Below are 25,705 nucleotides of genomic sequence, written 5' to 3'. Positions count from 1 at the left end.
AAGTTAAAGCTGACGCTTGTCGATGACCCGCTGGGCCTTGCCCTCGCTCCTCGGGAGGGTTTTCGGGCCCACCAGATGGATCTTGGCGGAAAGGCCGAGCACGCTCTCCACCTTCTGCTGGATCTCTCCCTCCAGCTGCTCCAGGCGGCGCACCTCGTCGGAGAAGAGCTCGTCGTCCACCTCGATTTGAATCTCCAGGGTGTCGAGGTCGTGCTTTCTGTCCACCACCAGCATGTAGTAGGGGGCGGTGGCGCCCATCTCCATCAGCACCGATTCCACCTGGGAGGGGAACACGTTGACCCCGCGGATGATGAGCATGTCGTCCGAACGTCCGGCGGGCTTGCCCATCTTGACCAGGGTGCGGCCGCAGGCGCACTTGCCGTAGGTGAGGGAGGTGATGTCCCGCGTGCGGTAGCGCACCAGGGGCAGGGCCTCCTTGGTGAAGGTGGTGATCACAAGCTCGCCCATCTCCCCCTCCGGCACCGGTTCGCCGGTTTCGGGATTGATGATCTCCGGATAGAAGAAGTCCTCGTTCACGTGCAGGCCGTCCTGGCACTCGCACTCGAAGGACACGCCGGGGCCGATGATCTCCGAAAGGCCGTAGATGTCATGGGCGCGAAGGCCGAGCAGGGCCTCGAGGCGCCTGCGCATGGCGGGGGTCCAGGGCTCGGCGCCGAAGCAGCCGCCCACCATATGGATATCTTTCCCCGGAACCATGCCCATTTCCTTCATGGTCTCGCCGATATAGATGGCGTAGCTGGGCGTACAGCACAGGTGGGTGGTCCCGAAATCCGCCATCATGCGGATCTGGCGCTTGGTGTTGCCCGAGGAGGCGGGAATGACCGCCGCGCCCAGGGTCTCCGCACCGATGTGGGCCCCGAGGCCGCCGGTGAAAAGGCCGTAGCCGTAGGCCACCTGCACCGTGGAATCCTCGTTCGCGCCGGCGGCGGAGAGGGTTCTCGCCATCACCGTGCCCCAAAGGGCCAGGTCGTCCCGGGTGTAGCCCACCACCGTCTGCTTGCCGGTGGTCCCCGACGAGGCGTGGATCCGCACGACCTCCTTCTTCGGCACGGCGAACATGCCGAAGGGGTAGGTGTCCCGAAGATCCTGCTTGGTCACAAAGGGCAGCTTTGTGATGTCCCTGATGCCGCGGATATCCGAGGGCGCGACCTTTGCCGCGTCCATCTTGGCCCGGTAGTAGGGCACCTTCTCGTAGACCCGCTTCACCATGGCGCGAAGGCGCTCGCCCTGGAGGGCCTCCCGCTCGCTTCGGCTCATGGTTTCCAGTTCCGGTTGGTACATTCGATTATTCCTCCTTTAGACCGTATCCCAGCTCGAAGGCCTTCTCGTTCGCGGCGAGGAAGGCGGGCTTCACCGTGGCTTTGAGGGCGTCCCGCCAGGCCTCGTGGGAAAACTCCAGAGATTGCGCCAGCACGCCCAAAAGCGCCACGTTCACCGAACGGGTCTCCCCGGCCTCTTTGGCGAGGGCGAGGGCGTCCACCAGGGTGGTGCGCGCCTTCCCCGCCATCTCCTCCTCGATGCCGGCGGGATACTTCGCCGCGCCGGTGACCACCGGCATGGGCATCATGTGCTGGGTGTTCACGATGAGCCGGCCGCCCGCCTTGAGATAGGGCAGATAGCGGTAGGCTTCCAGCGATTCAAAGGCAAGCAGCACGTCCGCGCCGCCAAGATCGATGATGGGCGAGGACACCTTCTTCCCGTAGCGCACGTAGGTCACCACCGAGCCGCCCCGCTGGGACATGCCGTGGACCTCGGAAACTTTTACGTCGTAACCGGCGGAAATGGCCAGCCTCCCCAGGATGCGGGAGGCAAGGAGCGTGCCCTGGCCGCCCACGCCGGTGATCATGATACTCTTTGTCACTTCTTCTCCCCCTTTCTGAGAACGCCGAAGGGACACAGGCCGGCGCAGAACCCGCAGCCGTTGCACAGAACCGGGTCGATTTGGACCTTGCCGTCCTCGCCCATGGACAGGGCCGGACAGCCCGCCTTCATGCACAGCCTGCAGCTTCGGCAGTCCGCCGAGGCGGTCATGGGCGCGCCGTAGTCCACCCCGGGCAGCAGCGCGCAGGGCGCCTCCACCAGGATCACCGAGACCTCCTCCGCCGCCAGTTCCTCCCGCAGCGCATGCTCGAGGGCCGGGATGTCAAAGGGCGAGACGTGCCGCACCCTTTTGACCCCCACGGCCCGGCAGATGGCCTCAAGGTCCGCCGCCGGCGCCGGATCCCCCTTCAGGGTCTTTCCGGTGGCCGGGTTCTGCTGATGGCCGGTCATGGCGGTGATGGAGTTGTCCAGAATGAGCACCGTGCTGGTGGCCCCGTTGTACACCATATCCAGCAGCCCGGTCATGCCCGAATGGAGGAAGGTGGAGTCGCCGATCACCGACACGGTGTGGCGGGCAAACTCCTTTCCTCTCGCCTTTTCGAGGCCGAAGTTCATGCCGATGGACCCGCCCATGCACAGGCAGGTATCGATGGCGCCGTGGGGCGGCATGGCCCCCAGGGTGTAGCAGCCGATATCGCCGGTCACGGTGAGCTTCAGCTTATCGAGCATGTAGTACACGCCCCGGTGGGGGCAGCCGGGACAGAGCACCGGCGGCCGGCCGGGCGCGCTCTGATCGGCGCTGTAGGGCGTGTCCGTCTCCTCGCCCAGCACGATTTTCCGAATCTGGCCCGGGGAGGACTCCCCAAGAAGGGTGCCCGCCGCCTTGCCGATGCAATCGATGCCAAGAGCCCGGACGTGCTCCTCAATGAAGGGGTCCAGCTCCTCGATGACGTAGAGGGTCTCCACGCTCCCCGCAAAGTCGCGGATGAGCCGCTCCGGCAGCGGATAGACCAGGCCGAGCTTGAGATAGCTCGCCCTATCGCCCAGCGCCTCCTTGGCGTACTGGTAGGCCGCGCCGGAGGCGATGACGCCGATCTTCGTGCCGTTCATCTCCAGCCGGTTGAGCGCCGTCTTTTCGGCGTATTCGGCAAGCTTTTGCTGCCGCTCCTCCACCACCACGTGACGCACCTTGGCCATGCCCGGCATCATCACATATTTGCCGATGTTCTTCTCGTAGGGACGGAGCACATAGGGCTCCCGCGCTGCCTCCTCCACCAGCGACTGGCTGTGGGCGATCCTCGTGGTGAGGCGAAGCAGCACCGGCACGTCGTACGTCTCGGACAGCTCAAAGGCCGCCTTCGCCATATCCCGGCATTCCGCCGAGTCGGCGGGCTCCACCATGGGCAGCTTAGCGCCCTTGGCGTAGTGCCGGGAATCCTGCTCGTTCTGGGAGCTGTGCATCCCCGGATCGTCGGCCACGCAGATCAGCATGCCCCCGTTCACCCCGGTGTAGGACGCGGTAAAAAGCGGGTCCGCCGCCACGTTCATGCCCACATGCTTCATGGCCGTCATCACTCGGGCCCCGCCCACCGACGCGCCCATGGCAACCTCCATGGCCACCTTCTCGTTCGGCGCCCATTCCGCGTCGATTTCCTTGTATTTTGCAGCGTATTCGGTGATCTCCGTACTGGGCGTGCCCGGGTAGCTCGCCACCACCGTGGCGCCCGCCTCGTACACGCCCCGGGCCACCGCTTCGTTGCCCAGCATCAGTCTTTTTGCCATCGTTGTTTTACCTCCTTGTGCCGGCAAGGGCCGGCAGCCATCTTTGCCAATCGTACGCAGGGTCGCCGGGTACCTGCTGGCATTCCTGCAAAGCTCCGGCCTGTCGGCTTTCTCTGCCAGCGGGCAGTGCCCGCCGCCGTTTTGCCCATCGTTCGCGGGGCCGCGCCTGTCGGCCGTCTTTGCCAGTCGCTCGCGAAGCTGCCAAGGTACCTGCTGGCATTCCAACCCCGCCCCGGCCGGCTACTTCACCCGGTTGTCCACCACCCGCTTGGCCTTGCCCGCCGTACGGGCGAGGGTCTTCGGCTCCATCAGCCTCACCTGGCAGGTGAGCCCGAGCACCGTGTGCAGCTTATGCTGCACGCTCCGGGAAAGGTTCTCCAGCTTCTGGAAATCGTCCAGCAGCGAGTCGTCGGTCAGCTCCACCTGCACCTCCAGCTGGTCGGTGTAGTTCTTCGTGGTGAGCACCAGCTGGTAGTGGGGCCCGATGGCGGGGATGCCCATCAGCACCTCCTCGATCTGGGAGGGGAAGACGTTCACGCCCTTGATGATGAGCATGTCGTCGCTCCTGCCCTTCACCCGCTCCATGCGCCGGGTCTTTCGGCCGCAGGGGCAGGGATCGTCGTAGAGCCGGGTGAGGTCGCCGGTGCGGTAGCGGATCATGGGGAGGCCCTCCTTCTGCAGCGTGGTCAGCACCAGCTCGCCCGTCTCGCCCACCGGCAGCACCTCGCCGGTCTCGGGATCGATGATCTCCGCATAGAACAGGTCCTCGTTGATATGCAGGCCCTCCTTGACGTAGCAGTTGCCGGAAACCCCCGGCCCGATGATCTCCGACAGGCCGTAGTTCTCCGTGGCCAGGATGCCCAGCTTCTCCTCGATCTTCGCCATCATCCCGTCGGTGGAGCCCTCGCCGCCGAAAAGGCCAACCCGCAGATGGATGTCGTCCTTGGTGACCCCCATCTCCTCCATGACCTCCGCCATGTACAGGGCGTAGGAGGGCGTGGAGATGAGCAGCGTGCTCCAAAGATCCTGCATCAGCATGATCTGCTTTTCCGTGTTGCCGGCGCTGATGGGGATGACCGCCGCGCCCAGCTTCTCCAGGCCGTAGTGCAGCCCGAGCGCCCCGGTGAAAAGCCCGTATCCGAAGGAGATCTGGGCGATATCCCCCTTCGTGCCGCCCGCCGCCGCAATGAGCCGGGCCATGGCCTCGGACCACATCTCAAGGTCGTGCTTCGTGTAGGCCACCACCGTGGGCTTGCCCGTGGTGCCCGAGGAGGCGTGGATCCGGACGATGTCGTCCATGGGCACGGCCAGCATGCCGTAGGGGTAGTTCTCCCGAAGATCCTTCTTCCTGGCGAAGGGAAAATTTTTGAGGTCCGCCAGGGTTTTGAGGTCCTCCGGCTTCACCCCGGCCTCGTCAAAGGCCATCTTGAAGTGGGGCACCTTCTCATAGGCGCGGCGCACCGTCTCCTTCAGGTGGAACAGCTGCAGGGCCTCCATGTCGGAGCGCTCCATGCACTCATAGGTGGGATTGAATATCATGACCGTACCTCCAAATCATCGGTATTGGCGGGGACCGGCGTCACGCCTCGGCCCCGTCCCTTTCCGGAGCGAACACCGCCTTCACGTGTTCTTCCGGGAGTTTCTTCGTAATGAGGCTGACCAGGGGCGTGACGATGAGCCCCGCCGCCATGGCGATCACGCCGAACAGGGGCGAATTTGCCGCGTCAAACCCGGACAGAACGGCCAATAGGAGGCTCACCCCCGCGCCGGAGATCATGCCCGCCCAGGCGCCGGTCCTGGTGATGAACCGGCCGTAGAGACCCCAGGCGAAGGGCCCGAGAAACGCGCCGGACACCGTGCCCCAGGAGAAGGACATGAGGGTCATGATGATGGCCGGACGCATGATCGCAATGGATAGGGAGACGAGCACGAAGGCGAGGCAGAGAATGCGCATCAGCCGAAGGGACGTCTTCTTCGCAATATCCGGCTTGATGTAGCCCTTGACCAGGTCCACGGACACCGCCGAGCTGGAGGTGAGCACCACCGAGCTCAGGGTGGACATGGACGCCGAGAGCACCAGCAGCAGGATGATGTTGAAGATGATCAGCCCGCCGGTGGAACCGGAGAAAGCCATATCGAGAATGCCCGGCATCACCGCGTCGTAGCCGCCCTCCGGGAGCTGGTTGCCATAGAACAGCCGGCCGAAGGCGCCCACAAAGTAGGCGGAGGCGGCGATCACGAGGGCGAACACCGTGGAGATCACCGTGCCCTTTTTGATGGCGTCGTCGTTTTTGATGGCGTAGAACTTATGGACCATCTGGGGAAGGCCCCAGGTGCCAAGGGATGTGAGCAGCACCAGCGAGATCAAGCTGCCGAAGTTCTCGCCGCCGAATACGGCGGTGAGGTTGGGATCGATGGCGGCGAGGCGCTCCGCGCCCGCGCCGATGCCGCCCACCTGGGGGGAGAGCACGATGCACACCACCATGATCACAATGCCGATGAGCATGATGATGCCCTGCACGAAGTCGGCCATGGCCGTGGCCACGTATCCGCCAAGGACCAGGTACAGCCCGGTCACCGCCGCAATGAAGATCATGCAAAGATTGTAGTCCAGCCCGGGAAAGACCACCTGGAACAGGTATCCAAGGCCCATGTACACCGAAGCCGAATAGGGCACCAGAAAAACGAAGATGATGATGGCCGAAACCAGCTTCATATACCGGCTCTTGTAGCGCGCCTCAAAGAATTCGGGCATGGTGCCCGCCCTGAACTTGTGGGTCATCCTGCGGGTGGGCCGGGCCAGCACCATCCAGGCCAGCATGCTCCCCAAAATCGCGTTGCCAACGCCCACCCAGGTCCCGGGCAGGCCCAGCTGCCAGCCGGTCTTGCCGGCGTAGCCGATGAAAATCACCGCCGAAAAGTAGCTCGTTCCATAGGCGAAGGCGCTCATCCAGGGCCCCATCGCCCGCCCGCCGAGAAGAAAGCCCTTGAGCGTGGTGGTTCTTTTGTAGCCCATCAGCGCCACCACCAGCATACCCACCACAAAAACCCCCACAAAGGCAATCGACATCCCCTGCTGCATCGTACTCCCCCATTTTGTTTATAGAATGATACACATTTAATTATTGTACAACAACCTTCCTCAAAAATCTATTAAATGTTGGCCAAACCGGGCAAATCCGAAGGTCGTCAAAAATTCCCTGGCATTTTCGCTGCAAGTGGAGTATTCTGATAAAAAAAAGGGAGGACAAATCATGAAACTTTGGCAGGAATTTAAGGACTTTGCCTTCAAGGGCAATGTGGTGGACATGGCCGTCGGCGTGGTCATCGGCGGCGCTTTCGGCAAGATCGTGAGCTCCATCGTATCGGATCTCATCATGCCGGCCATCGGCTACCTGACCGCGGGCGCGGACTTCGCCGAGCTCAAATGGGTGCTTTCCCCCGCGGTGGTGGAGGGCGGCGAGGTGGTGAAGGCGGAGGCCGCCATCCTTTACGGCAGCTTTCTGCAAAACGTGCTGGATTTCTTCATCATCGCCCTGTCGGTGTTCCTTGTGCTCAGGCTTTTGATGAAGCTGCGCCGAAAGAAGAAGGAGGAGGCGCCGCCCCCGCCCGCCGGTCCCACCGACACCGAGCTTCTCGCCGAAATCCGCGATCTTTTGAGGGAAAAGGTCTGAAGCGGGGACGGGCCCGGCCATACGGACCCGCACATCTTGACATCCCCCCTCTTTGCCCTTAAAATAGAGTTATAAGTGGTAAGAAATGCTTAATAAGGGCGATGTCTATGTACAATAGCACAGATAGATTCGTTTTGTCTTTTTGTGCTACCTCAACCGGCGATAGAGGCGCCCTGCCTTCCGCAGCATAGCGGAGGACGGGCGCCTTTTGTGTTCTTTAATTTTGATGAAGGAGGCTTTTTCGTTCATGAGAATTCAAAAAATGCTGGCCCTGCTGGCGGCGCTCACGCTCCTCATGGCAGCTCTGCCCGCCGCGGTGCTGGCCGATCCCCCGGACACCTTCACCATCACCTACATGACCAACACCGGGGTGGAAATGGGCACCCTCACCTATCCGGTGGGCGATCCCGGCAACGCCTTTCCCGCCAGCGGGTTCGGCACGCTCTTCCCCGATTTCTCCGCCAGGCTGTCCCAGGGCGGCGGCCTGTACCTGTCCAATAATCTCAGCGACCGATGGTATCTCGACGCGGCGTACACCTCCCCCGCCGTCTTCCCCGACGGCCAGGCCGGCGATAACTTCACCGTCTACTGCCGCTGGCGCACGGGCAGCATCTCCGCCGGCTCCCTTTCCAAGACCGAGGTCAACATGGCCTATGACGCCGATTTCTTTCATATCCTCTCCCAGGCTGGACTGACCGGCCAATATGTGACCGGCCGAAACGACGCCTACGATGCCGCCATCGCCACCTTTGAGAAAAAGGTGGACGGCGTCTGGCAGACCGTTCCGGACAGCTGCCGCACGGATAAGGACGGCAACACGTATCCCAACGCGATTTTCTTCCAGAACGTGGCGGACAGCGGCGTCTACCGGGTGAAGAACTTCCGCTACACGGCGACCGACAGCAGCGGCGTTGCCCTCTTCTACGAGGACGCCGAGGACGTTCCCACCGATGAAATCGTCGTGAAGATCACGCCGGCGGAGCTCACCATCACCGGCGTCACGGCCGTGGACCGGACCTGCGATGGCACCGCCGAGGTGGCGCTCGCCGGCGGAACGCTGGAGGGCGTGCTCTATGGGGACGCCGTTTCCTTCAATCTTGGCACCGGCACGGTGCAGGATGGGGTCCATGGCGCGGACATTCCCGTCACCACCGACATCCAGCTCACCGGCGCCAAAGCCGGCAACTACACCCTCGTTCAGTCCAGCGGTCTCACTGCCGCCATCACAGCGGACAAAATAAAGGTGGACGCCAAGGCCGCCACCTGCACCGAGGCGGGCAGCACCGCCCACTGGCACTGCAAGGGGTGCGACCGGCTGTTCAGCGACGAGGCCTGTCTCACCGCCCTGGACAGCAGCGCCGTCCAGCTCCAGCCCCTGGGCCACAGCGCCGTGAAGGTCCCGGCCAAGGCCCCCGCCGCGGCCGAGGCGGGCAACATCGAGTACTGGCACTGCCCGGCCTGCGGCCTCTGCTTCAAGGATGGGGCGCTGACGGAGCCCATCACCCTTGCGGCAACGGTCCTTCCCGCCACCGGCACGCCCGGCGTCTCCCCGGCGCCGGCGCCCGGTTCCAGCCCCGCAGCCACGCCCGGCACCGCCGTGCCGGCCACCGGCCACAACGGCGGCGGTTTGCTGTGGGCCCTCCTGTTCCTTTGCTCCGGCCTCACCCTCGCCGGAATCCAGGCCTTCCGAAGAAGAACCTGACGGCAGCGCAAAAAAGCTTTTCATCCCGCGGGATGGAAAGCTTTTTTTACGACCCTTCGCCCTTATTCGGCCTTCTCTTCCTTCATATGCTTGTATTTCAAATAGGTGGCCTGGCCGCCCCGGATGTGACGCTCCGCCTTGTTCTTATCCAGTACCTTCTTCACCTTGCGGTACAGGCTCTTGTTCAGTTTGGGCAGGCGGTCCACCAGATCCTTGTGAACGGTGGATTTGGAGATTTTATGCACCTTGGCTGCCTCGCGCACCGTGGCACCCGTGTCCAGAATATACGAAGCCAGTGTCAGCACCCGCTCTTCGATATAGTCCTTCAAGACGAACCCCCCTCGGCTATCAAAATTATTACAATATATGTGGGGGATCTCCCGACTATGCGGAAAACTTCTTGACAGAAGCCTCGTCCGCTGGCGATAATGGGAGGGATCAAAATTCAAGGAGGTTATCCGATGAAGAAATTTTGGGCGGCCGTCCTGTGCCTTGTGCTGGCGGCGGCGCTGATGGCGGGCTGCGCGAAGAAGCCCGACGAGCTGATCAAATCCGCCATGGAAAACAGCTCAAACTACGAGAGTTCCCAGGGCTGGATGGACATGACCCTCGGCATGAACGGTTCCGCCAGCGGCATCAACATGGACATCGAGGTCAATATGCACATGAACTATGCCACCATCATGGAGGGCGATAAGCCCGCCAAGATGAAGATGGACGGCAATCTGTCCATGATGGGCATGGATATCCCCTACGAAATGTACGCCCGCAAGGCGGACAGCGGCTACGAGGCGTCCATGAAGATGGGCGAGGAATGGTCCGTATCCGAGGGCTTCGACGTGGAGGCCTTCAACAACACCGTGTCCTTCGATCCGGCTCTTTTCAAGAACCTCACGGCCGCCGGCAAGGAAAAGGTGGGCAACACCGACTGCACCAAGATCACCGGCACCATGGCCCCCGCCGATATGATGAGCTATCTTGAGATGATGGGCGGCGGCGGCTTCAACGTGAACAACGACTCCTTCTCCGAGGAGACGCTGAAGGAGCTGACCGATGTGAACGTCACCGTGTGGGTCAGCGAGAGCGAGAACCGGGTGGTGCAGATCACCATGGACGGCACCGAGATGATGAACGCGGCCATGCTGAAATCCCTGGAGGAGTCGGGCGAGAGCCTGGAGGGCGATGATTCCGTGGCCGTTTCCGCCTTCAACGTCACCTTCCATGTGAGCTCCATCAACGATGTGGAGGATTTCGAGATCCCGGCGGAGGCCTTCGCCGCGGCCGAGTAACTCAAAGCCATTCAAAAAGAGACCCCGATGGGGTCTCTTTTTTATGAACTATCTCGCTTTCCTGCGGACAACCGGCAGCCCCGCCGGGATCAAAAGGGCGGCCGCCGCAATCAGCATTGGACAGCCTGCCGCTGTGGCCGGTGCCTGGGTCACGCCGGACGACGGTGTGCCCGCGCAAGCCCCGCCGGATCCAGCAAAGGCCGGTCCCCACCGCCGCCCGGGCAAGCATCCGCCGGGCGCAAGCGCAAAAAAAGGCCCCCGGGGAAACCCCGGGGGCAAGAACAGATTAGAAAGGGAGGTATTCAAAACTGGCCTCTCGGCCGAGCTGAAAGGCATCGGTCAAAAGGAGGATCCAGCATGAAAGGCTTAAATCGTGGTACCTTCCGCGGTGCCCGCGATGAAGGCTTTGGCGTCGTTGATGGGGATGGCGAACCCGAGACCCTCCACGCCGCTGGCGCTGATCTTGGCCGAGTTCACACCCACCACTTCACCCCTGCTGTTGACCAGGGCGCCGCCGGAGTTGCCGGAATTGATGGCCGCATCGGTCTGAACGAAACTCTGGGTTCCGCCCGTCTCGCCGGCCGCCAGTTCGCGGTTCACTGCGGAGACCACGCCCTGGGACACGGAGCCCTGAAGGCCGAGGGGACTGCCAAAGCACAGCACCGTCTCGCCCACGGACAGGTCATCGGAATCGCCCAGCGTGGCCGCTGGAAGATTCGCGGCCTCGATCTTGATGAGGGCCAGATCCCGCTCCGAATCGCCCTTGACAAAGGTCGCCGGGTACTCGGTGCCGTCGGAGAGGGTCACGGTGAGCTGGGTGTATTCGCCGTATTGGCCCTCGGGATCAGCGTATTCCACCACATGGTAATTGGTGAGGATGGTTCCGTCCTGGGAAACGATGATCCCCGACCCCTCGCCGGAGGTCTGCTGGGTGCCGCCGCCCCCGCCATAGTAATAGGCGTAGGGGTTGCGGCTGGGTACGGACACCGTCATCTTGATGCCCACGATGCTGGGACTGACCTCTGAGACGATCTCCTGGGTGCTCGCCGTGCCGCCGAGGGCGGTGCGGGTGAGTCCGCTTGCGGCGCCGCCCGATTGAACCTGGCTCGCCGCGATCTCCGCCATGCGCTCCTCCATCAGATGAGCGGTGAGGAAGCTCGATCCGGTGGCGGTGACGGCAATGGCCGCCGCGATGGCCGTAAAGCGCAGAACCTTAAAGGGCCGTTTTTTCGGAGGGTGGTTCCTATGGGCTGCGCCCTGTCCCTCGGGAGCGCCGGAGCCTGCCGGGGTGTACCCAGGCTGGCCGCTGGCGCCGTTGCTATGCTCAAAAGCCGGGCCCGCGCCCAAGGCCTCGTCCACCACGTGGCTGACGGCTTCGTCGTAATAATTATGATTCATCATTGCGGATGCCTCCTTGCTTGTCATCTTTCCATGGTCCCGGGAAGCCGCTTCGCTCCTTCCCTTTGACCCTCTGGGTTTGGGGAACTCGCTTCGCTCCTTCCCTTTGACCCTCTGGGTTTGGGGAACTCGCTTCGCTCCTTCCCTTTGACAAGTTTAGGATAGCCCCGCACTATGGCATGAGTGTGACACAAAATCGCGGCTTTTATACATCTTCTGTGAACAATTTATGTCCCCGACGGCCTGTTTTCATGGTGAAAGCCCCGATGGCGGCCGGGCGGGAATTCAGGCCGGACCGCCGGGCCTGTCCGAAAAAGCGCCGGGCCTGTCCCCAAATCCGCTGTGGAAAAGGGGCGGCCCTTCCAGGCGCTTTCGCCCGCCCCTTCTGGTTCTCCCGGTTTCCCAGCCTGATTTGCCCCGGATCAGTTCCGGTTTTTGTTGGCCTTGATGACCACGGTCTGGCTGGAGGCTTCCGCCGCCTGCTTGACGAGCTGGTGCCCGAACACGGCCACGCCCGCCGCGATGATGCCCTGCAGGACGCTCTCAACGCTGAACCCGAGGATGAGTCCCGCGCCCACGATGCCCAGCACCAGGAGCACAAAGGGTATCACCCAGTGGGGCGCCCGGGGAATCCTTTTGATCATGGCCCCGATCACCCACAGGGCGGGCACCAGCACCAGCGCCTGTGAAACCAAATACTCCATTAAATCCATCTCCATCACGCCGACCTCCTTCACGGTTAATCCCTTTAAAGATTATGACGGCGGAGGTCAAAACATGTCACGGGCGGCGCCTTGCGCGGGCCGGTGGAGGCCGGCCGGGCCCCCGGCACGGGCATCGGCCGCCGGGCCAGTCGAGGCCTCCCGGCCGGCATCGGCCGCTGGGGCCAGTCGAGGTCCCCCAGCCGGCGTCGGCCGCCGGGGCCCTGTCAGCCGCCGCGGCCGAAAAAGTATCCGGCGAGGGCGGCGGTGAGGGCGGAGATCATGGAAAGGACGAGCTGTTCCCAGCGTTTTTTGGGCACCGCGTCCATGGCCTCCACCCGCCGGGCGTTTTTTTCGATGTCTTCTATTATATAGTCCATCCGCTCCCTGAGCACGCCCAGATCCGTCCGCAGGCTCATCAGCTCCGAGAGCAGTTCATCCTGCCGGAGCAGCCGCCCCTTGATCTCCTTGATCTCCCGGCCCATGCCGATCACTTCCCGCTCCTGCGCGGCCATCCGTTCACTGAGCTCCGCCAAGTTCCTTCACCGCCTCGATCAAAAGAGCGAGAAGGGCGGTGAGATCCGCCGCGCCGGAGGACGCCGCCCCGGAGGGCAGTTCCCCGGCCTTGAGCCCGATCCTCCCCTCGCCGTAGCTGTAGGCGCTGACCTGGGAAAGCAGCGTGAGGGCGGAGCCGGAAAAGGCGGCGGTGCTCGATTCAGCGCCGGATAGGGTTAACAGAAGATTATCCAGCGTAAGCGCCCCTTCCACCGTCTGATCCCCTGATTTTACAATACAGTCCGGCGTATTGGTCAAGTTTCCATAATCCAATTTCACGCCGTTCGTACCGTTGTGGGTATGGGTGTCCACGGCGAGGGCTTTCGCCGATAGATCATTGAAATCGGCGGCGGTGACCACTTCGCTCGCCGCCCAGTCCGTTTTTACTGCCATGTCAAATCGCCTCCTCGATGCGCATTTCAAAGACCAGTTTCACCAGCGTGCCCTCCACCTGGGGGGCAAACAGGGTGAAGGTGGCCAGGTCCTGCTCCACGCCGTCCTGAATCTGCAGGCTTTCGATGGTGCCGAAGTTGTCCGGCAGGGTGATGGTCTGCCGAAAGGCGGTATTGCTTTCAATCAGCGCGTTGGTGTAGTTCGTCATGAACTGGCCGTTCACCTTGGGCTGGGAGACGGTGCTGTTCATTCGGCGGGAGAGCTCCTCCCGCAGCAGATCGGTAATCAAATGTATTCTACCTCCTTCGTTTCCCGCTTGCCGGTAAAGGCGTATTCCCCGAGGGCCCAGCGGCCGAGGGCCATGGGCAGGGTCTGGGTGAGCGTGATGGTGAAGTGCGGCGTGATGCGGGTGACCGCCGTGGGCATGACCCGGACCAGCACGTTGGCCGGAACCATCTCCCGCACGGTGGCGATGGCCTGGGACATCTCGCCGGGATTCTGCGGGCCGAGCTCCAGCGTGAGGGTGCGGTTGAGCAGCGACATGTTCACCTTGCCCGCCCCCACCAGCCGTTCCAGCACGGCGGTGATGGACGCGAGGTTGTAGGGCGGCGGAGCGCCCCAGCAGGTGGACAGCCGCTTTTTGCGGTAGTCCATGTCGGTGGAGGGCAGAAGCTCCAGCATCTCCTCCCGCCGCCGCACCGCCCACTCCGGAGCCGTCTCGATGAACTGGGCCGCGAGGAAATCATCGATCGCCGCGCCGAGGGCGGAGAACTCCGGGTCCAGCGCATCCGCCAGGGCCTGAAACTCCGTCAGCTCCCGGAACATCTCCGGCCAGTGCTCCATGACCGTCCTCGGCTCAAACAAAGCTCACACCTCCCGTCACCGGCACCGTGTGGTTGTCAAGGGTTATGTTGACCGTTCCGTTGTTCAGCTTCACGTCGGACACGTCCGTCACCCCCGGCACCTGCAGCAGCTTCAGCGTCACCTGGGCCACCCGGACCACCGCCGCCCGCTCGCTCCAGTCCTGGCGCAGCTCCAGAAGATAGTTCTCGTAGGCCGCCTGGGCCGCCGCCTTCACCGCCGTCTCATCGGCGTCCGCCTCCAGCGTGAGGGCTGCCGAGAGGGCGACCTCCAAGCTCCCGGCCGCCGCCACCGTCACCAGATGGCCCACCGGCGCCAGCCCAAGGCCGTTCCGGTTATCGGTGAACACGTCCTGCACCGCCGAGACCACCCCGCTTCCGGCGGGCAGATAGTTTTCGCCGATCAGGAATATGTTAACCGCACCGTTGGCGGTGTTCGGCGTCTCCAGCCGGCAGCCGGTGACGCCCTTTTGGGCCTCGCACATCTCCCGGTAGGCGGTGTAGTTGCCGGCGAAGGGGAAGGCGGTCAGCCGGTCAAAGTAACGTTTCCGCAGGTCCTCGTCGCTTTCCACATCCTTGCCGGCGCTCTCCACGGCGGTGATGGCCGCGCTGGCCACGCCCGGCGCATAGTCCACTGGCGAGAGGGGGCCCGTACCATTGCCCACCGTGCCCGCCGTCTCGCATTCCACGCGGTAGCCGCCGCTCACGGCCTCGATCACCCGGTAGTTCACCTCGCCGCCGTTCCAGCGGCTGCCGATGTCCACCCCGGCCGCCAGACCGGCGCTGTCCAGAAAGCTTGCGATGCACACGGCCTTGGTGGCGGGGGAGCGCGCAATGCCCAGCTCCTTTGCCCGCCGCTCCAGGTATTCGCCGTCGGCGGTATCGGCGAAGGAGAGATTGATGGCCGTGTCCAGGTCCATATAGGCCTGAGCCAGCAGCGCCGCCGCCGGAGCCAGCGCCGTCATGACCACCGATCCCTCCGACGTGTCCAGGCCCTCCACCCGGGCCAGCATCCGCTCCAGCAGGGTTTCATAGTTCATGGCTTCATACATTCACCGATACCTCCATTTCTTGCCGGCCGGAGTCCGCCTTCACCGCGAAGGACACGAGGAACTCGCTGCCGTTCTCCACCAGGGTCAGGTTCTCCACCGCCTGGATGCGGGGATCCGCCAGCAGCGCATCCTCCACCATCCCCGGGATCTGGGCCGCGCCGTAGGCCCGTCCGCCGCCGATGAGGGATTCCAGCTCGCTGCCATAGTCCGGCGAATAGATGGCGTAGCGGTACCGCGGCACCGCCAGAGCGAGGCCCACCGCCTGCTTCAGGGCTTCCTCGCCGTCGATGATGCCCGCCGCCCGGCCCTTTTCAAAGTCCAGCTTGAAGGTTTTCCACAAGATCCCCTACCCCCTCTCGATTCGGTCCAGCACGTAGTAGTCCTGGCCGCCCTGGGCCCGGAGCATCAGCACCCAGTCGCCCGCCTTGAGCGCCAGCGACGCCGCCCGCTCGGTCATCGTCAGGAAAGGGCCGGAGAGCACCAGATGCTGCTCCACCTTCACCGTCAGCGGCGAGGCCAGGGTCACCTCGCCGGTGACGGCCTGGCTCAGCGCCTTGGCCTCCAGCATACCTTCCACGCATCCCTTGATCACTTCCAGCATTTTTATCCCCGCCTTTTTTGACTTTGCCATGCTTCAGCTTTCGTCCCCACAGCCCGATGGCATTCCGGCTCCCATCCCCACTGCCCGGCCTGTCGGCCTTCTCTGCCACGCTTCAGCTCTCGTCCCCACTGCCCGATGGCATTCCGGCCCGGGTCAGGCGAATCTTTCCAGCTCCAGCTTCATGGTGTGCCGGGCGCCGCCGGCAAAGGCATGGCGCACGGAGGCGATCAGATAGGGCCGGGTCTCGCCGGCCGCCATCACCGCCACCACGTCGCCGGCGCGCACATCCTCCCCGGCGCCCTCGCAGGAGAAGCTCCGGTGCTCCCTGGCGTAGCGCCGCTCCGCCTGCCTCAGACGGCTGTCCATCACCGCGGCGCTCTCCTCACTGCCGGCGCTGCCCGTCCAAAGCAGCACGCCGAAGCGGTCCATGGCCGGAGCGTTCACCAGCGTTCTGACCTCCCGTCCCGAGCCCGCGGTGCGGCTGATCTCAAACTTGGTGTAAGCACTTTCATCTATGGTATGAACGTCGGAGTAGTCGGTCAGGTTGTGGGCCGCCGACAGGGCAAAGGGCCGGATCCGGTTCCGGCAGTCGGTGAGGGTGAGCCGCCCCGCCTCATCCCCCAGCACGAACAGCCTGCCGGTGTTCTCCCGGGTCTGTTTCAGCGCGGAGAGCATCATATCCAGAAGGCTCTGCCCATCGGCGGCAAACTTGGCGAACACATAGCCCGTGTCCGCCACGGCGCCCACCGCCAGCCGGAAATCCCGGGCCATGGCCCTCAGCATGGCCGAGGCCGTCACGCCGGTGAAGGTGTAGCTGTACTTCTGCAAGAGATACCGCAGCTGATCATATGCCCGCACCTTCACCCGGTCCGGGCCCGCCGTGAGGGTGAACACCCGTCCCAGGAACCGGTCGGCGCCGGACAGCGCCAGCCGGATGCCGTCCCCGGTCCGCAGGTCCGCCGCCCCCTTCATCATCTCAAACTCCACGTAGCCCGCCTGGCCCGCCGCCGAGGAGAACCACTTCACGTCCCCCGCCACCGGCGTCAGCTCAAATACGCCGCCGCCTTTGGGCTCCCAATACAGTTCCATGGTTCACCTCCTAGGGCAGCCGGATCACCAGCCCGATGGGCAGGCTGTTCAGCTTGGAATTGGGGATGTTGTTCAGGGTCTGGATCGCCTTGTACTTCGTGCCGTCGCCGTAGAAGCGCCGGGCGATGGACCAAAGGCAGTCCCCCTTCACCAGGGTGTAGGTCTCGGGAATGGTGCGGTTGTCCTCCCGCGGCGGCGCGGCCGTGCTCCCCGATCCCGAGCCGCCCTCCCCGGTGACGCTTCCGGTGATGCCGGAGGTGTTGGCGCCAAGCTCCGCCGTCAGCGCATTTTGGATCTCAAGGGAAAGGGACCCGGTGTTCACCTGAGGCGCCGCCAATTTCCTGTATTCCACCAGATCCATCTCGTAGCTGAGCGTGCCGGGCATGCCGCCCTCTTCGGTGTACGTAAAATTTTCTACAGTGACCGTCATATACACATCGATAGCGCCGCCTGTCCAGTTGAGTTTTACAGGTGTAAAGGCTTCCATCCATCCCTGAATTGCATTTACATAATATTCAGGCGAATAACCGTTTTCCACATAGGGATCGCCCTCGCCCGGAAAGACGCCCTTCAGCGTGAGCTGACGGTTCTTGTGCCACTTGAACAGGGTGCCCTGATAGGATTCGGCGGTATCGAAACGCTCGTTTGCGCCGGGCACGGTGATGCTGAGGCTCTCGGGCAGCACCGGCAGTTCAAAGGCGAAGCTGCCCGCGGCCATGTAGATCTTTTCCATTACAGATACAACCCCCTTGCCGAAGCGTTCAGTTCCTGGGAGAGCCGGGCGGTGAGGGCGTCGGCCACCGCCTCCACATCGGCGGTTTCCCGGACGTCGCCGAAAGTGACCTGGATCACCGGCGCGGCGGAGCCGGGCAGAGCGGAGGCCAGCCGGGCCAAAGTCTCGGCCAGCTGGGCCGATTCACTCTGGTAGGACACCTTGGCCATCTCGGCGCTGGCCGATGCAGCGCGGGCGGTACTGGCGCTGCCGGATGCCGTGGATCGGGCGGCGCTTTTATTCGTACCGGACACCATGCCCGCCGCCGCCTGCACCATGCCCGCCAGCGTGCTGCCCGCCTTCTGGGCCGCCGCAGGCGCACCCACCTTGTTTTTGGACGCAGCCGCCAGCGCCGCCGCTTTTTCCATCCTGGCCTTGAGGTCCATCACCGCCCGAACCTGGGTGATGGCGCCGCCAATGGACATGGACAGCGCGGCAAGCGGCGCGCTCAGCCGGTCGCTGTAGGTCAAATCCGTGGAAATCATCTGCCCGCCTCCTTCGGCCCGCGGGTCCGGAAACCCAACCGGTTTCCTTCCCCCACCAGCCCATTTTGCCAAACTTTCGTATCGATGGCGCCCTCGCCCGGCCCCCGGCCGCAAACCGCCCGCCCGGCCCCGCCCTCCGGCCCCCGGCTCAATCGCCCTGAAGCAGCAGGGCGGCGGTCACGAAGGCGATTTCCCTTTGGGAGAGGGCCAGAACCTTCCCCGGTTCCCAGCCCCATCGAATCAGGGCGGCGCAGGCGAGGGTGGACAGCCCGTCACCGCCCCGAATCAGTTTTTTGCTGTTTGAATGTCCTCGTCCAGGGAGGTATCGAAGCCGGACAGCCGCTGAATGGCGGCGGACAGTTTGAGAATCTCCCCGGCGAGAAGGGTTTTGGCCAGATACTGCTCCGGTGTGGAGCAGGACAGTTCCGCCATGGCCTCGGCGTCCCGGAAGGACGGCGCCGCCACGCCCTCAATGACAAGATATTCTGTAAACCTTCTGGCATCCAGCACCGGTCCGTTTGGGCCGGGCCGTTCGCTGGCGCGGCGGACCTTTTCAAAGGCGTCCGCAGTGAGCGCCCGGATCTCAAAGGCGAGGGGATTGCCCGCCTCGTCCCGGAGCCGTTCGCCCACGACCACCTTTTCCCGGATATCGTCCACCGGATGACGCTGTAAGAACTCTCGAAGATCCATTGATCCCGCTCCTCCTGGCGTTTTTTTTAGCTGCTTTCGGCCGCCGTCCGTACCGCCCGCGCTCCGTCAGCGCGGCCCCCGGCCTGCCGCCGTCCCCCGGCTCCCCCCTTACATCAACCCAATTCCGGGGCGGTGAAGCTTTGGAGGATCTCCACGTCGTCGAAGGTGAAGGAAACGTCCTCCTCCAGGGCTTCGGCCTCCACGTCCAGGGCGGCCATGACGACGGAATCAAGATTGACATTTTTCAGGACCACGGTCTGCCGGCCGGCGGCGGAGGTGGGGTCCTCGTTGGTGACCTGAATATCGAAATAGAGATCCCGGCCGCGCTTCATGTAATCGCACATGATCTGACGAAACAGGCTGGTAACGTAATAGATGGTCATCTCGCCCTTGCCCTCGTAGCCGGCGGCCTTATGCTGCAAGGCGCGCCTGCCCAGGGTCGCCATCTTGACCTTGTTTTTCTCCACGGAAGCGGTGAGCCGCTTGATGTAGAACATCTCCTCCACCTGGCCGTCGATGGTGGCATAGGCCCGGCCCTCCTGGCCGAACAGGGTATCACTGGCTTTCAGATAGCCCATTTTCCTCCTCCTTTACGCAACCGATACGGTCATGTAGATCTTCTCCACCGCGTCCACCGCCCGGATGGCCGCTTCCACCACCAGGCTGTCCGGCTCGCTGCCCAGCGCCACCACGATATCGCCGTCCTCCCGTGCCTCGATGGCGCCGAGGGCGGCCAGCGTGTCCAGGTAGGCGGCACAGCGCGCCGAGAACAGAGCCCGTCCATCCACATTGTTCTGCACCTTGCCCACGAACTCCCTTTCGAAGATGTCCTTGAAATCCTGAGCAATGGCGTCCAGCGTGCGGATGAGCCGCGCCTTTCTGAAGTAGCTGGGCTTGTCCGCCGTGTAGGTGGTCAGGGAGTTCACGTCCTGCTCGATCCTGACCCTCTCTCCCAGCGTAAAGATGAACATGCCGTCCGTTAAAAGCTCGCCGATCTCGGTATCGGTGTAGTTTTTCGTCACATCCACGGCTCCGGAATACTCCTGGAAGGTGAGGGACCGCGCCGGGCCCGCAGCCGCATAAGCGCCCGCCACGTAGCAGGTGGCGATGCGGCTGTCCACCACCGCGCCGTCCTCCATGATCACGCCGTTTTTCACCTGTACGATGGCCTCATGGTCCATGGGTTCCTGCCCGTCGTAGGCGGGAACCACCGCGGCGAACTTCTTGCCCACCGTGTCCCGAAGGCGCACCACGTAGGCCTTCACCACCGGCAGCACGCTTTCCGCCAGCGCCTCGGATACCGGCACCGCCATGGCGCCGAAGCGAAGGCCCTCGAGGGCCGCAAGGAAGGCGGACCAGCTTGCCGCCGTCACCGTTTCGCTGACGCCGCCGGTAAGGCTCACACTGCCCTCGGTGATGGCGCCGGTGCCGGAGAAGGCAACCCAGCCGTTGTCCGCCAGATCCCCCGCCGCCGCCACATCCTGCTCGTCCACCACGGCATTGTCGTAGAGGGTGCTCACCCGGTACTTGCCGCCGGGGAGTGCTTCCGCCTGAAGCTTGATGCGGTTGCCGGACGCGCCGCCATAGACCGCCTCGGCCGAGATGACGCCGAGGGTGCCGGACGCCTTCGTGCCGCCGCCGTTGATGCGCATGGCCAGCACCTTGGACGCGCCCCGCATGGCCTCCCGAATGGGCCGCATGGCGTCGCTGGCGAGACTGTCGCCAAAGATGCCGAGGGTGTCGGCGCCGCTTTGCAGCTCCACCACAGTGCCAGGACCAAACCCGCACTCCACCGGCACCGCCGCAACGCCGCTCTCCCCAAGACCGGTGTCCGCCTTTGCGGCGCCCTTGATGTTGATGTAAACGCCGGCACGCTTTTTGTTGTAAGCGGTAAAAATGCCTCCCGCCATATCAATCCACCTCTTTCCAAAAATGACCCAGGATCTCACGGATCTCCGTCAGGCCGTAGGCCTGGCCGTCCCGGAGATGGGCCTCGAGCACATCGCGGCGAACGCCGCGCTGAACCTCCAGCCAGTGTTTTTTGAGGAACCGGCCCGCAGACCCGCCCGAGCCGCCGTCCCGTTCCCCCCGGCTCCGCTCCTCCCGGTCCCGTTCTTCCTGGTCCCGTTCTTCTCCGGTCCCTTCGCCCGCCGGTCCGTCCATCCGTCCGTCCGCGGCGTCCAAGCCGGTCTCCCAGCCCCGCACCCTCCCGGCGCGGGCCGCAGCAGGCGCGTTCCGCCCCCGCCTCATGTCCGCTCTCCGTCCGCGGCCTGGGCGCTTCCCGCTTCGTCCTGCCTTTGCCGCACGGTGACCTCAAAGGAGGCCATGGCCGTATCGGGGGTTCTTTCCTGCAAAGCGCGGAAGGGGTAGCGCAGGATGAGATGCAGCACGCCGTCCACCAGCGCCGAATCCATACGGGCGAGGGCATAGCGCACACCCTCCCAGCTCACCTCGCTAAGCGCCCCATGCAGAGCGGGCAGCTCGGCCATGGCCGAGGCGTTGCCGCCCTCTCCGGGAAAGAACATCACGTCCAGCTCCACCTCCCAGAGACTGCGGCCCTGCAGTTCCCTTTTCACGCCGCTTTGCTCGAGGCGGATGGCGAAGCAGGGCTCCATGAATCCCTGCACCACCTGTTCGCCGTAAACGGGCAGCTTCCAGCCCTCGGACAGAGCCTTCGCCACCGCCTTTATCACTTCGGTAACCAAAAACCGTCCCCCCTCATGCCTACTGTTTCACCTGGGTCAGGATCTTTGCCTCCGCCCGCGCCACTTCCATGGCGAGGGCCGTCTGGGCGGCGATCCGTCCCCGGCTCATCATGTACCTGCCGGGGACGAAACCGCTCTTGCCCGCCCGATGGCCAAATTCCACGTAGGGGGCATAAGCAACTTCATTCAATAAACTCACTTGGTAGCTGCTGCCCGTACGGGAGACCCGTTTTTGCCAACCCATCTGCAGCCTGCCGGTCTCAACAGGGGTGAGCGCCCGGACGGCGGCAAGCCCCTTATCGGCAGCGGCCTCGCCGGCGCTCCTGTAGAGAGCGTCCACACCGTTTCTGGCGCGGTCGACGCGCATCTTCCATTTTTGCAGCCGATAGAGCTGCTGTTCCAAGGCACCCATATATTCACCCGCCTTTCGGCTGTCTCTTCAGCCTTTCAGCCATTCTCGATCCTTCACACTTCGGCCTTCTCTCCGGCCCCGGCCTTCGCCTTCACCGTTCTCCCAGCCTCCGCGCTTCGGCCTTACCTCCGGCCCCGGCCTTCGCCTTCACCGTTCTCCCAGCCTCCGCGCTTCGGCCTTACCTCCGGCCCCGGCCTTCGCCTTCACCGTTCTCCCAGCCCCCGGCCTTACCTCCGCTCTGGCAAATTCCCTCGCCTCGCACGCGGATTGCCCGCCGGGGTTTCCCGGCTACGCCTTGCCGATGAAGCTCAAATGCACCTCCACGTGGGAGTCGTAGGTGAAGGGAAACCCGGCGAGGAACTGGGTCGCGCCGTCCCCGCCGAATCTTCGGACCTTCACACTGTCCCCCTGCCGGATATCGGTGCCGGGGGGCAGAAAGAGCTTCAGCCGGAAGTTGGCGGCATTGTAGACCTCGCCGAGGCCGGACTCCCCCAGATTGACCCTGCCCTTTTGGGAGAGCCTGCAGGGGATGCCTTCCGCCACTTTTTCCAGGGTATCGGCGGTGGTAAAGGGGCCGGCGCTGCCCGCCTTGCGGCGGAAGATGTCCGCCTCATCGGTGAACAGGGCGGTCAAATCCCGGTATCCCATCACCACGCCACCCTTCGGTAGGGATGAAGGCGCGAGGCAAAAGCGGAAAGCACATCGCCCGTATCGGCCTTGCCGTAGGTGATGGACGTATCGCCCACCGACAGCTGGGAGACGCCGGCGGCGGGCCGCTCATCCCGATGGGAGAGGGCCACCGCCGCATCGGCGGCCACCGGGATGAGCGCCGCGGGGAAGTCCGGGATATGGCAGTAATCCAGGATGAGCTGCACGGCCTCCGCCGCCAGGTCATCGATGAGATCAGCCTCCACCCGGCCCGTCAGGAGGGCCGCCGCCGCCACAACCGCTTCATCCTTCGTCATATGCCCCTCCTTTTAAGCGTCGCCGCTGGGCTGCTGGGCCGCCGCGTTCTTGACGATGTAGATGCCCTTCTTCTTGCTGGTGAGCACGAAGGCATCGTAGTACACCCGGCCCTCGATCAGCCATCCGTTGATGCCCGGAGGGTTGTCATGGATCTTGTAGTCGGCCAGCTTGACCGGTGCGGTGGTGCAAAGGGGATGGGCCATGATGAGGGTGGTGCCCTCGGGCATGTAGGAGGTGGGCACCTGAATGAGGCTCACGCCGTCCACCATGCCCACCACGCCGTGGCTGAGCATCTCATGGGCCATATCCGAACCCTTCACGAAGCTCCCGTCCTGCTTGATGGCCTTGTAGAAGGCGGGGTTTACGAAGGCGACGCGGCCCTCCAGGGGAACCTTGTTGTCGGAGAGGGTGCCGCAGGCCTCCAGGAAAAGATCGTAAGCATTGCTGGAGGTGACCGTCTCCGTCTTGGTGGTGCCGGTGCCGGCGGCCATCTTGGAAAGGCGGTAGGTGTCGATCTCCGGGATGACAACCTCTTCCACCTGACGCTGCAGCGCCTCGCCTGCGGCATTGGTCATCGCCGTATCGTTGTAGTTGCCGCGGTCGATGATGAAAGCGAACCCGCGGTCCTTGGCGAGGGTAAGCTCCTGCAGGGTGTTGTCGAGCTCGCTGGGGGTGCCGTAGCGGGCCGTACCGGTGCGGGAGTAGTCGGACATGGCCACCGTGGGAATGGAGTAGACCTGAACGGTTTTTGCGCCGGTCCAGTCAAAGGAATCGTTCACCGCGGGGGTGGTCAGTGCGCTCAGACGAAAGCGTTCGTCCACAGCGCCGGCGTATTTTGTTGCATAGTTCACAGCCATTTGTAATGCCTCCTAAATCAGTCGTTTATGGAAACCGGACAGAAAAGGATCCGTACCGGTAATTCCCGAGTAGGGGACGGTGCCCTTAGGTCTTGGCCTCAGGCGCCGGCCGGGGGCCAGGTATTCCGTGCATACGTCGCCGGGCTTCGCCTCGCCCTTCTTCCCGGCTTCGGTTCCGTCTTTGCTTTCCGCGCCGTCCGTCGCCCCGGCCTTTTTCCGGTTCATCGTATCTCCGGCCCCGGGCTTCGCCCCGGCCTTCTTGCCGGCTCCGGTCCCGGCTTCGCCTGCCGCGCCGCCCGGTCCCTTCGCCCCGGCCTTCTTCCGGTTCATCGTCTCTCCGTCCCCGGGCTTCTCCGCTCCCGGCCCTTCGCGTTCAGCCTCTCCGGCCTTCGCCTCATCCTCCAGCTTCCTGGCCTCCTCCAGCTCCACCTGCACAACCCAGGGATGGTTGGCCAGAATGGTCCGTTCGGAGAGGATGCCCACGGACTTGACACAGTTGTCAATGGCATCGGTCTCATTGATGAGGATGTCGCGGTTCAGGACGAACTCCACAGGCTTGCCGTCAAAATCCTCGCCGAAGCAGGTGCGGATGTGGAAATTCACGAACCAGAGCAGGCGGTGCAGGGCGGCCTGGAACTCGCTCTCCATCTCGGAGGCGTCCATGTCCAGATCGGCGTAGAGGAACTTCAGCGCGACGCCGGAGGGACTTGCGCCGAAGCGTTCGCTCTGGGTATCCACGCCCCGCCCGAACTCGTAGATATCCTTTCTAAGCCGCTTCAGATGATCCTCCAGCGAATCGCCGTCCCCGGGCAGGGACAGCGTATCCACGCCGCCGTCGCCGGAGACCTTCACCGCCCGGTAGCTCATCAGGTTCTTCCGGAACTCCCCGAGATTTTCCCCGTCGAAATTTTTGAGCACGTACACCGAATTGGGCAGATCCTCGAGGCTGTCCGCCCGCTGGGAAACCCGTTTGTCGTATTCATCCACCAGCGCCTTGAGATTTGCGATAAGCGGCCTTCCCAGGGCGTTGTAGCGGAACACCACGAAGGGCACCCTGCCGAAGCAGGCCGGTTTTCCCTCCACCGTGAAGTGGCCCTCCCGGCCCTCCAGGATGAGGCGGCCGCCCTCCTCGCGGTAGCGGTCCACGCCGTCCCTGTGCCAGTACTCCACCTTTCGCTGAAGGATCTTGTGCCGGCCCTCATAGCCTTCAAGATCGTAGAAGCGGATCAGCCCGCCCAGCTCGCCGTCCTCATCCTCGAAAAAGGGAATGACCTGGGATGCGGGGATGAGCATGGTCCGGAGCCGCCCTTCCGGGTCGTAGAACACCTGCAAATAGGCCTCGCCCTCCACCACGGCGCTGGCGCCGACGTTTTTCAAAACCCGCATGAACTCGCGGTCAAAGAAGTCGGTGAGATGGCGCTGCTGATGGGGATCCCGGCAGTCAATGCTGATGGGCCGGGAAAGGAGGTAATCCTTCTTTTGATCCACCAGTTTTTGAATGAAGCCGTGGGCGATGCGGTTGTTGGCGAGATTTTGGATGACGGTTTCATAGCCGTCCTCGCCGATGCCCGTGCGGTGCTTCAAGAGGATGTCGTTTTCCCCCCGGTAGTAGGCCATGCCCTGGAGCATGAAGCGCCGTTTAGCGGAGCCTTCAAACTCGCGGATTTCGGTGAGCAGGATCTGCTCAAGGGACATGGGCGCATGGGCCTCGAGGGCGGCCTGAACCACATCGGTTTGGGATAAGAACAAGAATGATTCCTCCCTTGCATTACTTTCAAGGATAGCCTATCATTTTGGCGTACCGCATTGGCGCTGCACTTGCGGCTGGTAGCCGCTTCCCTTTCGCGTGCCGGCTCCCCCCGTCTCCCATCCCCTCACCC

General features: G+C 63.5%; 31 protein-coding genes. 3 read left to right on the top strand and 28 right to left on the bottom strand.

What is annotated here, in order from left to right; translation table 11 throughout:
- Positions 1-3: 3 nt before the first annotated feature.
- From H8696_RS01855 to H8696_RS01835, 5 genes are all read right to left on the bottom strand, one after another.
- The gene (locus tag H8696_RS01855; RefSeq protein ID WP_249314565.1) at positions 4-1,302 is read right to left on the bottom strand and encodes a phenylacetate--CoA ligase family protein; all 1,299 of its coding nucleotides are present in this window, start codon (positions 1,300-1,302) and stop codon (positions 4-6) included.
- 4 nt (positions 1,303-1,306) lie between these two features.
- Positions 1,307-1,882, bottom strand: a complete 576-nt coding sequence (locus H8696_RS01850) for an indolepyruvate oxidoreductase subunit beta (RefSeq protein WP_330605279.1) — start codon at positions 1,880-1,882, stop codon at positions 1,307-1,309.
- Positions 1,879-3,624: an indolepyruvate ferredoxin oxidoreductase subunit alpha gene (iorA, locus tag H8696_RS01845; RefSeq protein WP_249314564.1), complete on the bottom strand. Its 1,746-nt coding sequence runs from the start codon at positions 3,622-3,624 to the stop codon at positions 1,879-1,881. Before iorA ends, H8696_RS01850 begins: the two co-directional genes overlap by 4 nt.
- A 240-nt stretch (positions 3,625-3,864) precedes the next feature.
- Positions 3,865-5,163 carry a phenylacetate--CoA ligase family protein gene (locus tag H8696_RS01840; RefSeq protein ID WP_249314563.1) on the bottom strand — a complete coding sequence of 433 codons (1,299 nt, stop codon included), beginning with the start codon at positions 5,161-5,163 and terminating at the stop codon, positions 3,865-3,867.
- Between the two features lie 40 nt (positions 5,164-5,203).
- Positions 5,204-6,706 carry a sodium:solute symporter family protein gene (locus H8696_RS01835; RefSeq protein ID WP_249314562.1) on the bottom strand — a complete coding sequence of 501 codons (1,503 nt, stop codon included), beginning with the start codon at positions 6,704-6,706 and terminating at the stop codon, positions 5,204-5,206.
- 169 nt (positions 6,707-6,875) lie between these two features.
- Between H8696_RS01835 and mscL the strand changes: the two genes are divergently transcribed.
- On the top strand, positions 6,876-7,298 hold the full coding sequence (mscL, locus tag H8696_RS01830; protein ID WP_407926360.1) for a large-conductance mechanosensitive channel protein MscL: 423 nt from the start codon (positions 6,876-6,878) through the stop codon (positions 7,296-7,298).
- 247 nt (positions 7,299-7,545) lie between these two features.
- On the top strand, positions 7,546-9,000 hold the full coding sequence (locus H8696_RS01825) for a YDG domain-containing protein (RefSeq protein ID WP_249314560.1): 1,455 nt from the start codon (positions 7,546-7,548) through the stop codon (positions 8,998-9,000).
- A 62-nt stretch (positions 9,001-9,062) separates the two neighbouring features.
- On the opposite strand, the gene spoIIID is transcribed toward H8696_RS01825, so the two are convergent.
- Positions 9,063-9,329, bottom strand: a complete 267-nt coding sequence (gene spoIIID, locus H8696_RS01820; RefSeq protein WP_249314559.1) for a sporulation transcriptional regulator SpoIIID — start codon at positions 9,327-9,329, stop codon at positions 9,063-9,065.
- Between the two features lie 132 nt (positions 9,330-9,461).
- On the opposite strand from spoIIID, the gene H8696_RS01815 reads away from it, so the two are divergent.
- The gene (locus H8696_RS01815; RefSeq protein ID WP_249314558.1) at positions 9,462-10,289 is read left to right on the top strand and encodes a LolA-like protein; all 828 of its coding nucleotides are present in this window, start codon (positions 9,462-9,464) and stop codon (positions 10,287-10,289) included.
- Positions 10,290-10,655: 366 nt separating this feature from the next.
- Here the strand turns inward: H8696_RS01815 and H8696_RS01810 are convergent, their stop codons facing one another.
- From H8696_RS01810 to H8696_RS01705, 22 genes are all read right to left on the bottom strand, one after another.
- Entirely contained in the window at positions 10,656-11,690 is a 1,035-nt protein-coding gene (locus tag H8696_RS01810; protein WP_249314557.1) for a S1C family serine protease, read from the bottom strand.
- Between the two features lie 419 nt (positions 11,691-12,109).
- Positions 12,110-12,406, bottom strand: a complete 297-nt coding sequence (locus tag H8696_RS01805; protein WP_249314556.1) for a phage holin family protein — start codon at positions 12,404-12,406, stop codon at positions 12,110-12,112.
- Between the two features lie 209 nt (positions 12,407-12,615).
- On the bottom strand, positions 12,616-12,924 hold the full coding sequence (locus tag H8696_RS01800) for a hypothetical protein (protein ID WP_249314555.1): 309 nt from the start codon (positions 12,922-12,924) through the stop codon (positions 12,616-12,618).
- Complete coding sequence (locus tag H8696_RS01795) at positions 12,908-13,336, bottom strand: hypothetical protein (RefSeq protein WP_249314554.1); 429 nt, start codon at positions 13,334-13,336, stop codon at positions 12,908-12,910. Before H8696_RS01795 ends, H8696_RS01800 begins: the two co-directional genes overlap by 17 nt.
- A gap of 1 nt (position 13,337) precedes the next feature.
- Positions 13,338-13,625, bottom strand: coding sequence for a hypothetical protein (locus H8696_RS01790; protein WP_249314553.1), 288 nt, complete (start codon positions 13,623-13,625; stop codon positions 13,338-13,340).
- The gene (locus H8696_RS01785; protein ID WP_249314552.1) at positions 13,622-14,200 is read right to left on the bottom strand and encodes a putative phage tail protein; all 579 of its coding nucleotides are present in this window, start codon (positions 14,198-14,200) and stop codon (positions 13,622-13,624) included. The genes H8696_RS01790 and H8696_RS01785 overlap by 4 nt, the downstream gene beginning before the upstream one ends.
- The gene (locus H8696_RS01780) at positions 14,193-15,248 is read right to left on the bottom strand and encodes a baseplate J/gp47 family protein (protein ID WP_249314551.1); all 1,056 of its coding nucleotides are present in this window, start codon (positions 15,246-15,248) and stop codon (positions 14,193-14,195) included. The genes H8696_RS01785 and H8696_RS01780 overlap by 8 nt, the downstream gene beginning before the upstream one ends.
- Positions 15,241-15,588 (bottom strand): DUF2634 domain-containing protein, encoded by a 348-nt coding sequence (locus H8696_RS01775; RefSeq protein ID WP_249314550.1) that lies wholly within the window; start codon positions 15,586-15,588, stop codon positions 15,241-15,243. Before H8696_RS01775 ends, H8696_RS01780 begins: the two co-directional genes overlap by 8 nt.
- 6 nt (positions 15,589-15,594) lie before the next feature.
- Positions 15,595-15,849, bottom strand: a complete 255-nt coding sequence (locus tag H8696_RS01770; protein ID WP_249314549.1) for a DUF2577 family protein — start codon at positions 15,847-15,849, stop codon at positions 15,595-15,597.
- 153 nt (positions 15,850-16,002) lie between these two features.
- Positions 16,003-16,938, bottom strand: a complete 936-nt coding sequence (locus H8696_RS01765; protein WP_249314548.1) for an XkdQ/YqbQ family protein — start codon at positions 16,936-16,938, stop codon at positions 16,003-16,005.
- A 10-nt stretch (positions 16,939-16,948) separates the two neighbouring features.
- Complete coding sequence (locus H8696_RS01760; protein WP_249314547.1) at positions 16,949-17,671, bottom strand: LysM peptidoglycan-binding domain-containing protein; 723 nt, start codon at positions 17,669-17,671, stop codon at positions 16,949-16,951.
- Positions 17,671-18,195: a hypothetical protein gene (locus tag H8696_RS01755; RefSeq protein WP_249314546.1), complete on the bottom strand. Its 525-nt coding sequence runs from the start codon at positions 18,193-18,195 to the stop codon at positions 17,671-17,673. Before H8696_RS01755 ends, H8696_RS01760 begins: the two co-directional genes overlap by 1 nt.
- 285 nt (positions 18,196-18,480) lie before the next feature.
- The gene (locus tag H8696_RS01750; RefSeq protein ID WP_249314545.1) at positions 18,481-18,885 is read right to left on the bottom strand and encodes a phage tail assembly chaperone; all 405 of its coding nucleotides are present in this window, start codon (positions 18,883-18,885) and stop codon (positions 18,481-18,483) included.
- Positions 18,886-18,998: 113 nt separating this feature from the next.
- Positions 18,999-19,463 (bottom strand): phage tail tube protein, encoded by a 465-nt coding sequence (locus H8696_RS01745; protein WP_249314544.1) that lies wholly within the window; start codon positions 19,461-19,463, stop codon positions 18,999-19,001.
- A gap of 12 nt (positions 19,464-19,475) precedes the next feature.
- The gene (locus H8696_RS01740) at positions 19,476-20,795 is read right to left on the bottom strand and encodes a phage tail sheath family protein (protein WP_249314543.1); all 1,320 of its coding nucleotides are present in this window, start codon (positions 20,793-20,795) and stop codon (positions 19,476-19,478) included.
- 1 nt (position 20,796) lies between these two features.
- Positions 20,797-21,135 carry a hypothetical protein gene (locus H8696_RS01735; protein ID WP_249314542.1) on the bottom strand — a complete coding sequence of 113 codons (339 nt, stop codon included), beginning with the start codon at positions 21,133-21,135 and terminating at the stop codon, positions 20,797-20,799.
- On the bottom strand, positions 21,132-21,590 hold the full coding sequence (locus tag H8696_RS01730) for a phage tail terminator family protein (RefSeq protein WP_249314541.1): 459 nt from the start codon (positions 21,588-21,590) through the stop codon (positions 21,132-21,134). Before H8696_RS01730 ends, H8696_RS01735 begins: the two co-directional genes overlap by 4 nt.
- A gap of 19 nt (positions 21,591-21,609) precedes the next feature.
- Positions 21,610-22,002: an HK97 gp10 family phage protein gene (locus H8696_RS01725; protein ID WP_249314540.1), complete on the bottom strand. Its 393-nt coding sequence runs from the start codon at positions 22,000-22,002 to the stop codon at positions 21,610-21,612.
- Between the two features lie 288 nt (positions 22,003-22,290).
- Complete coding sequence (locus tag H8696_RS01720; RefSeq protein ID WP_249314539.1) at positions 22,291-22,650, bottom strand: hypothetical protein; 360 nt, start codon at positions 22,648-22,650, stop codon at positions 22,291-22,293.
- Entirely contained in the window at positions 22,650-22,967 is a 318-nt protein-coding gene (locus H8696_RS01715) for a head-tail connector protein (protein WP_249314538.1), read from the bottom strand. Before H8696_RS01715 ends, H8696_RS01720 begins: the two co-directional genes overlap by 1 nt.
- Before the next feature lie 12 nt (positions 22,968-22,979).
- The gene (locus H8696_RS01710) at positions 22,980-23,825 is read right to left on the bottom strand and encodes a N4-gp56 family major capsid protein (protein ID WP_249314537.1); all 846 of its coding nucleotides are present in this window, start codon (positions 23,823-23,825) and stop codon (positions 22,980-22,982) included.
- 12 nt (positions 23,826-23,837) lie between these two features.
- Positions 23,838-25,574, bottom strand: a complete 1,737-nt coding sequence (locus H8696_RS01705; RefSeq protein ID WP_249314536.1) for a phage portal protein — start codon at positions 25,572-25,574, stop codon at positions 23,838-23,840.
- Between the last annotated feature and the right edge of the window lie 131 nt (positions 25,575-25,705).

Source organism: Gehongia tenuis (assembly GCF_014384795.1).
GTDB classification, from domain to species: domain Bacteria; phylum Bacillota; class Clostridia; order Christensenellales; family NSJ-53; genus Gehongia; species Gehongia tenuis.
Note: the sequence above shows the minus strand (reverse complement) of the source record. Positions and strands in the feature narration are given on the sequence as shown.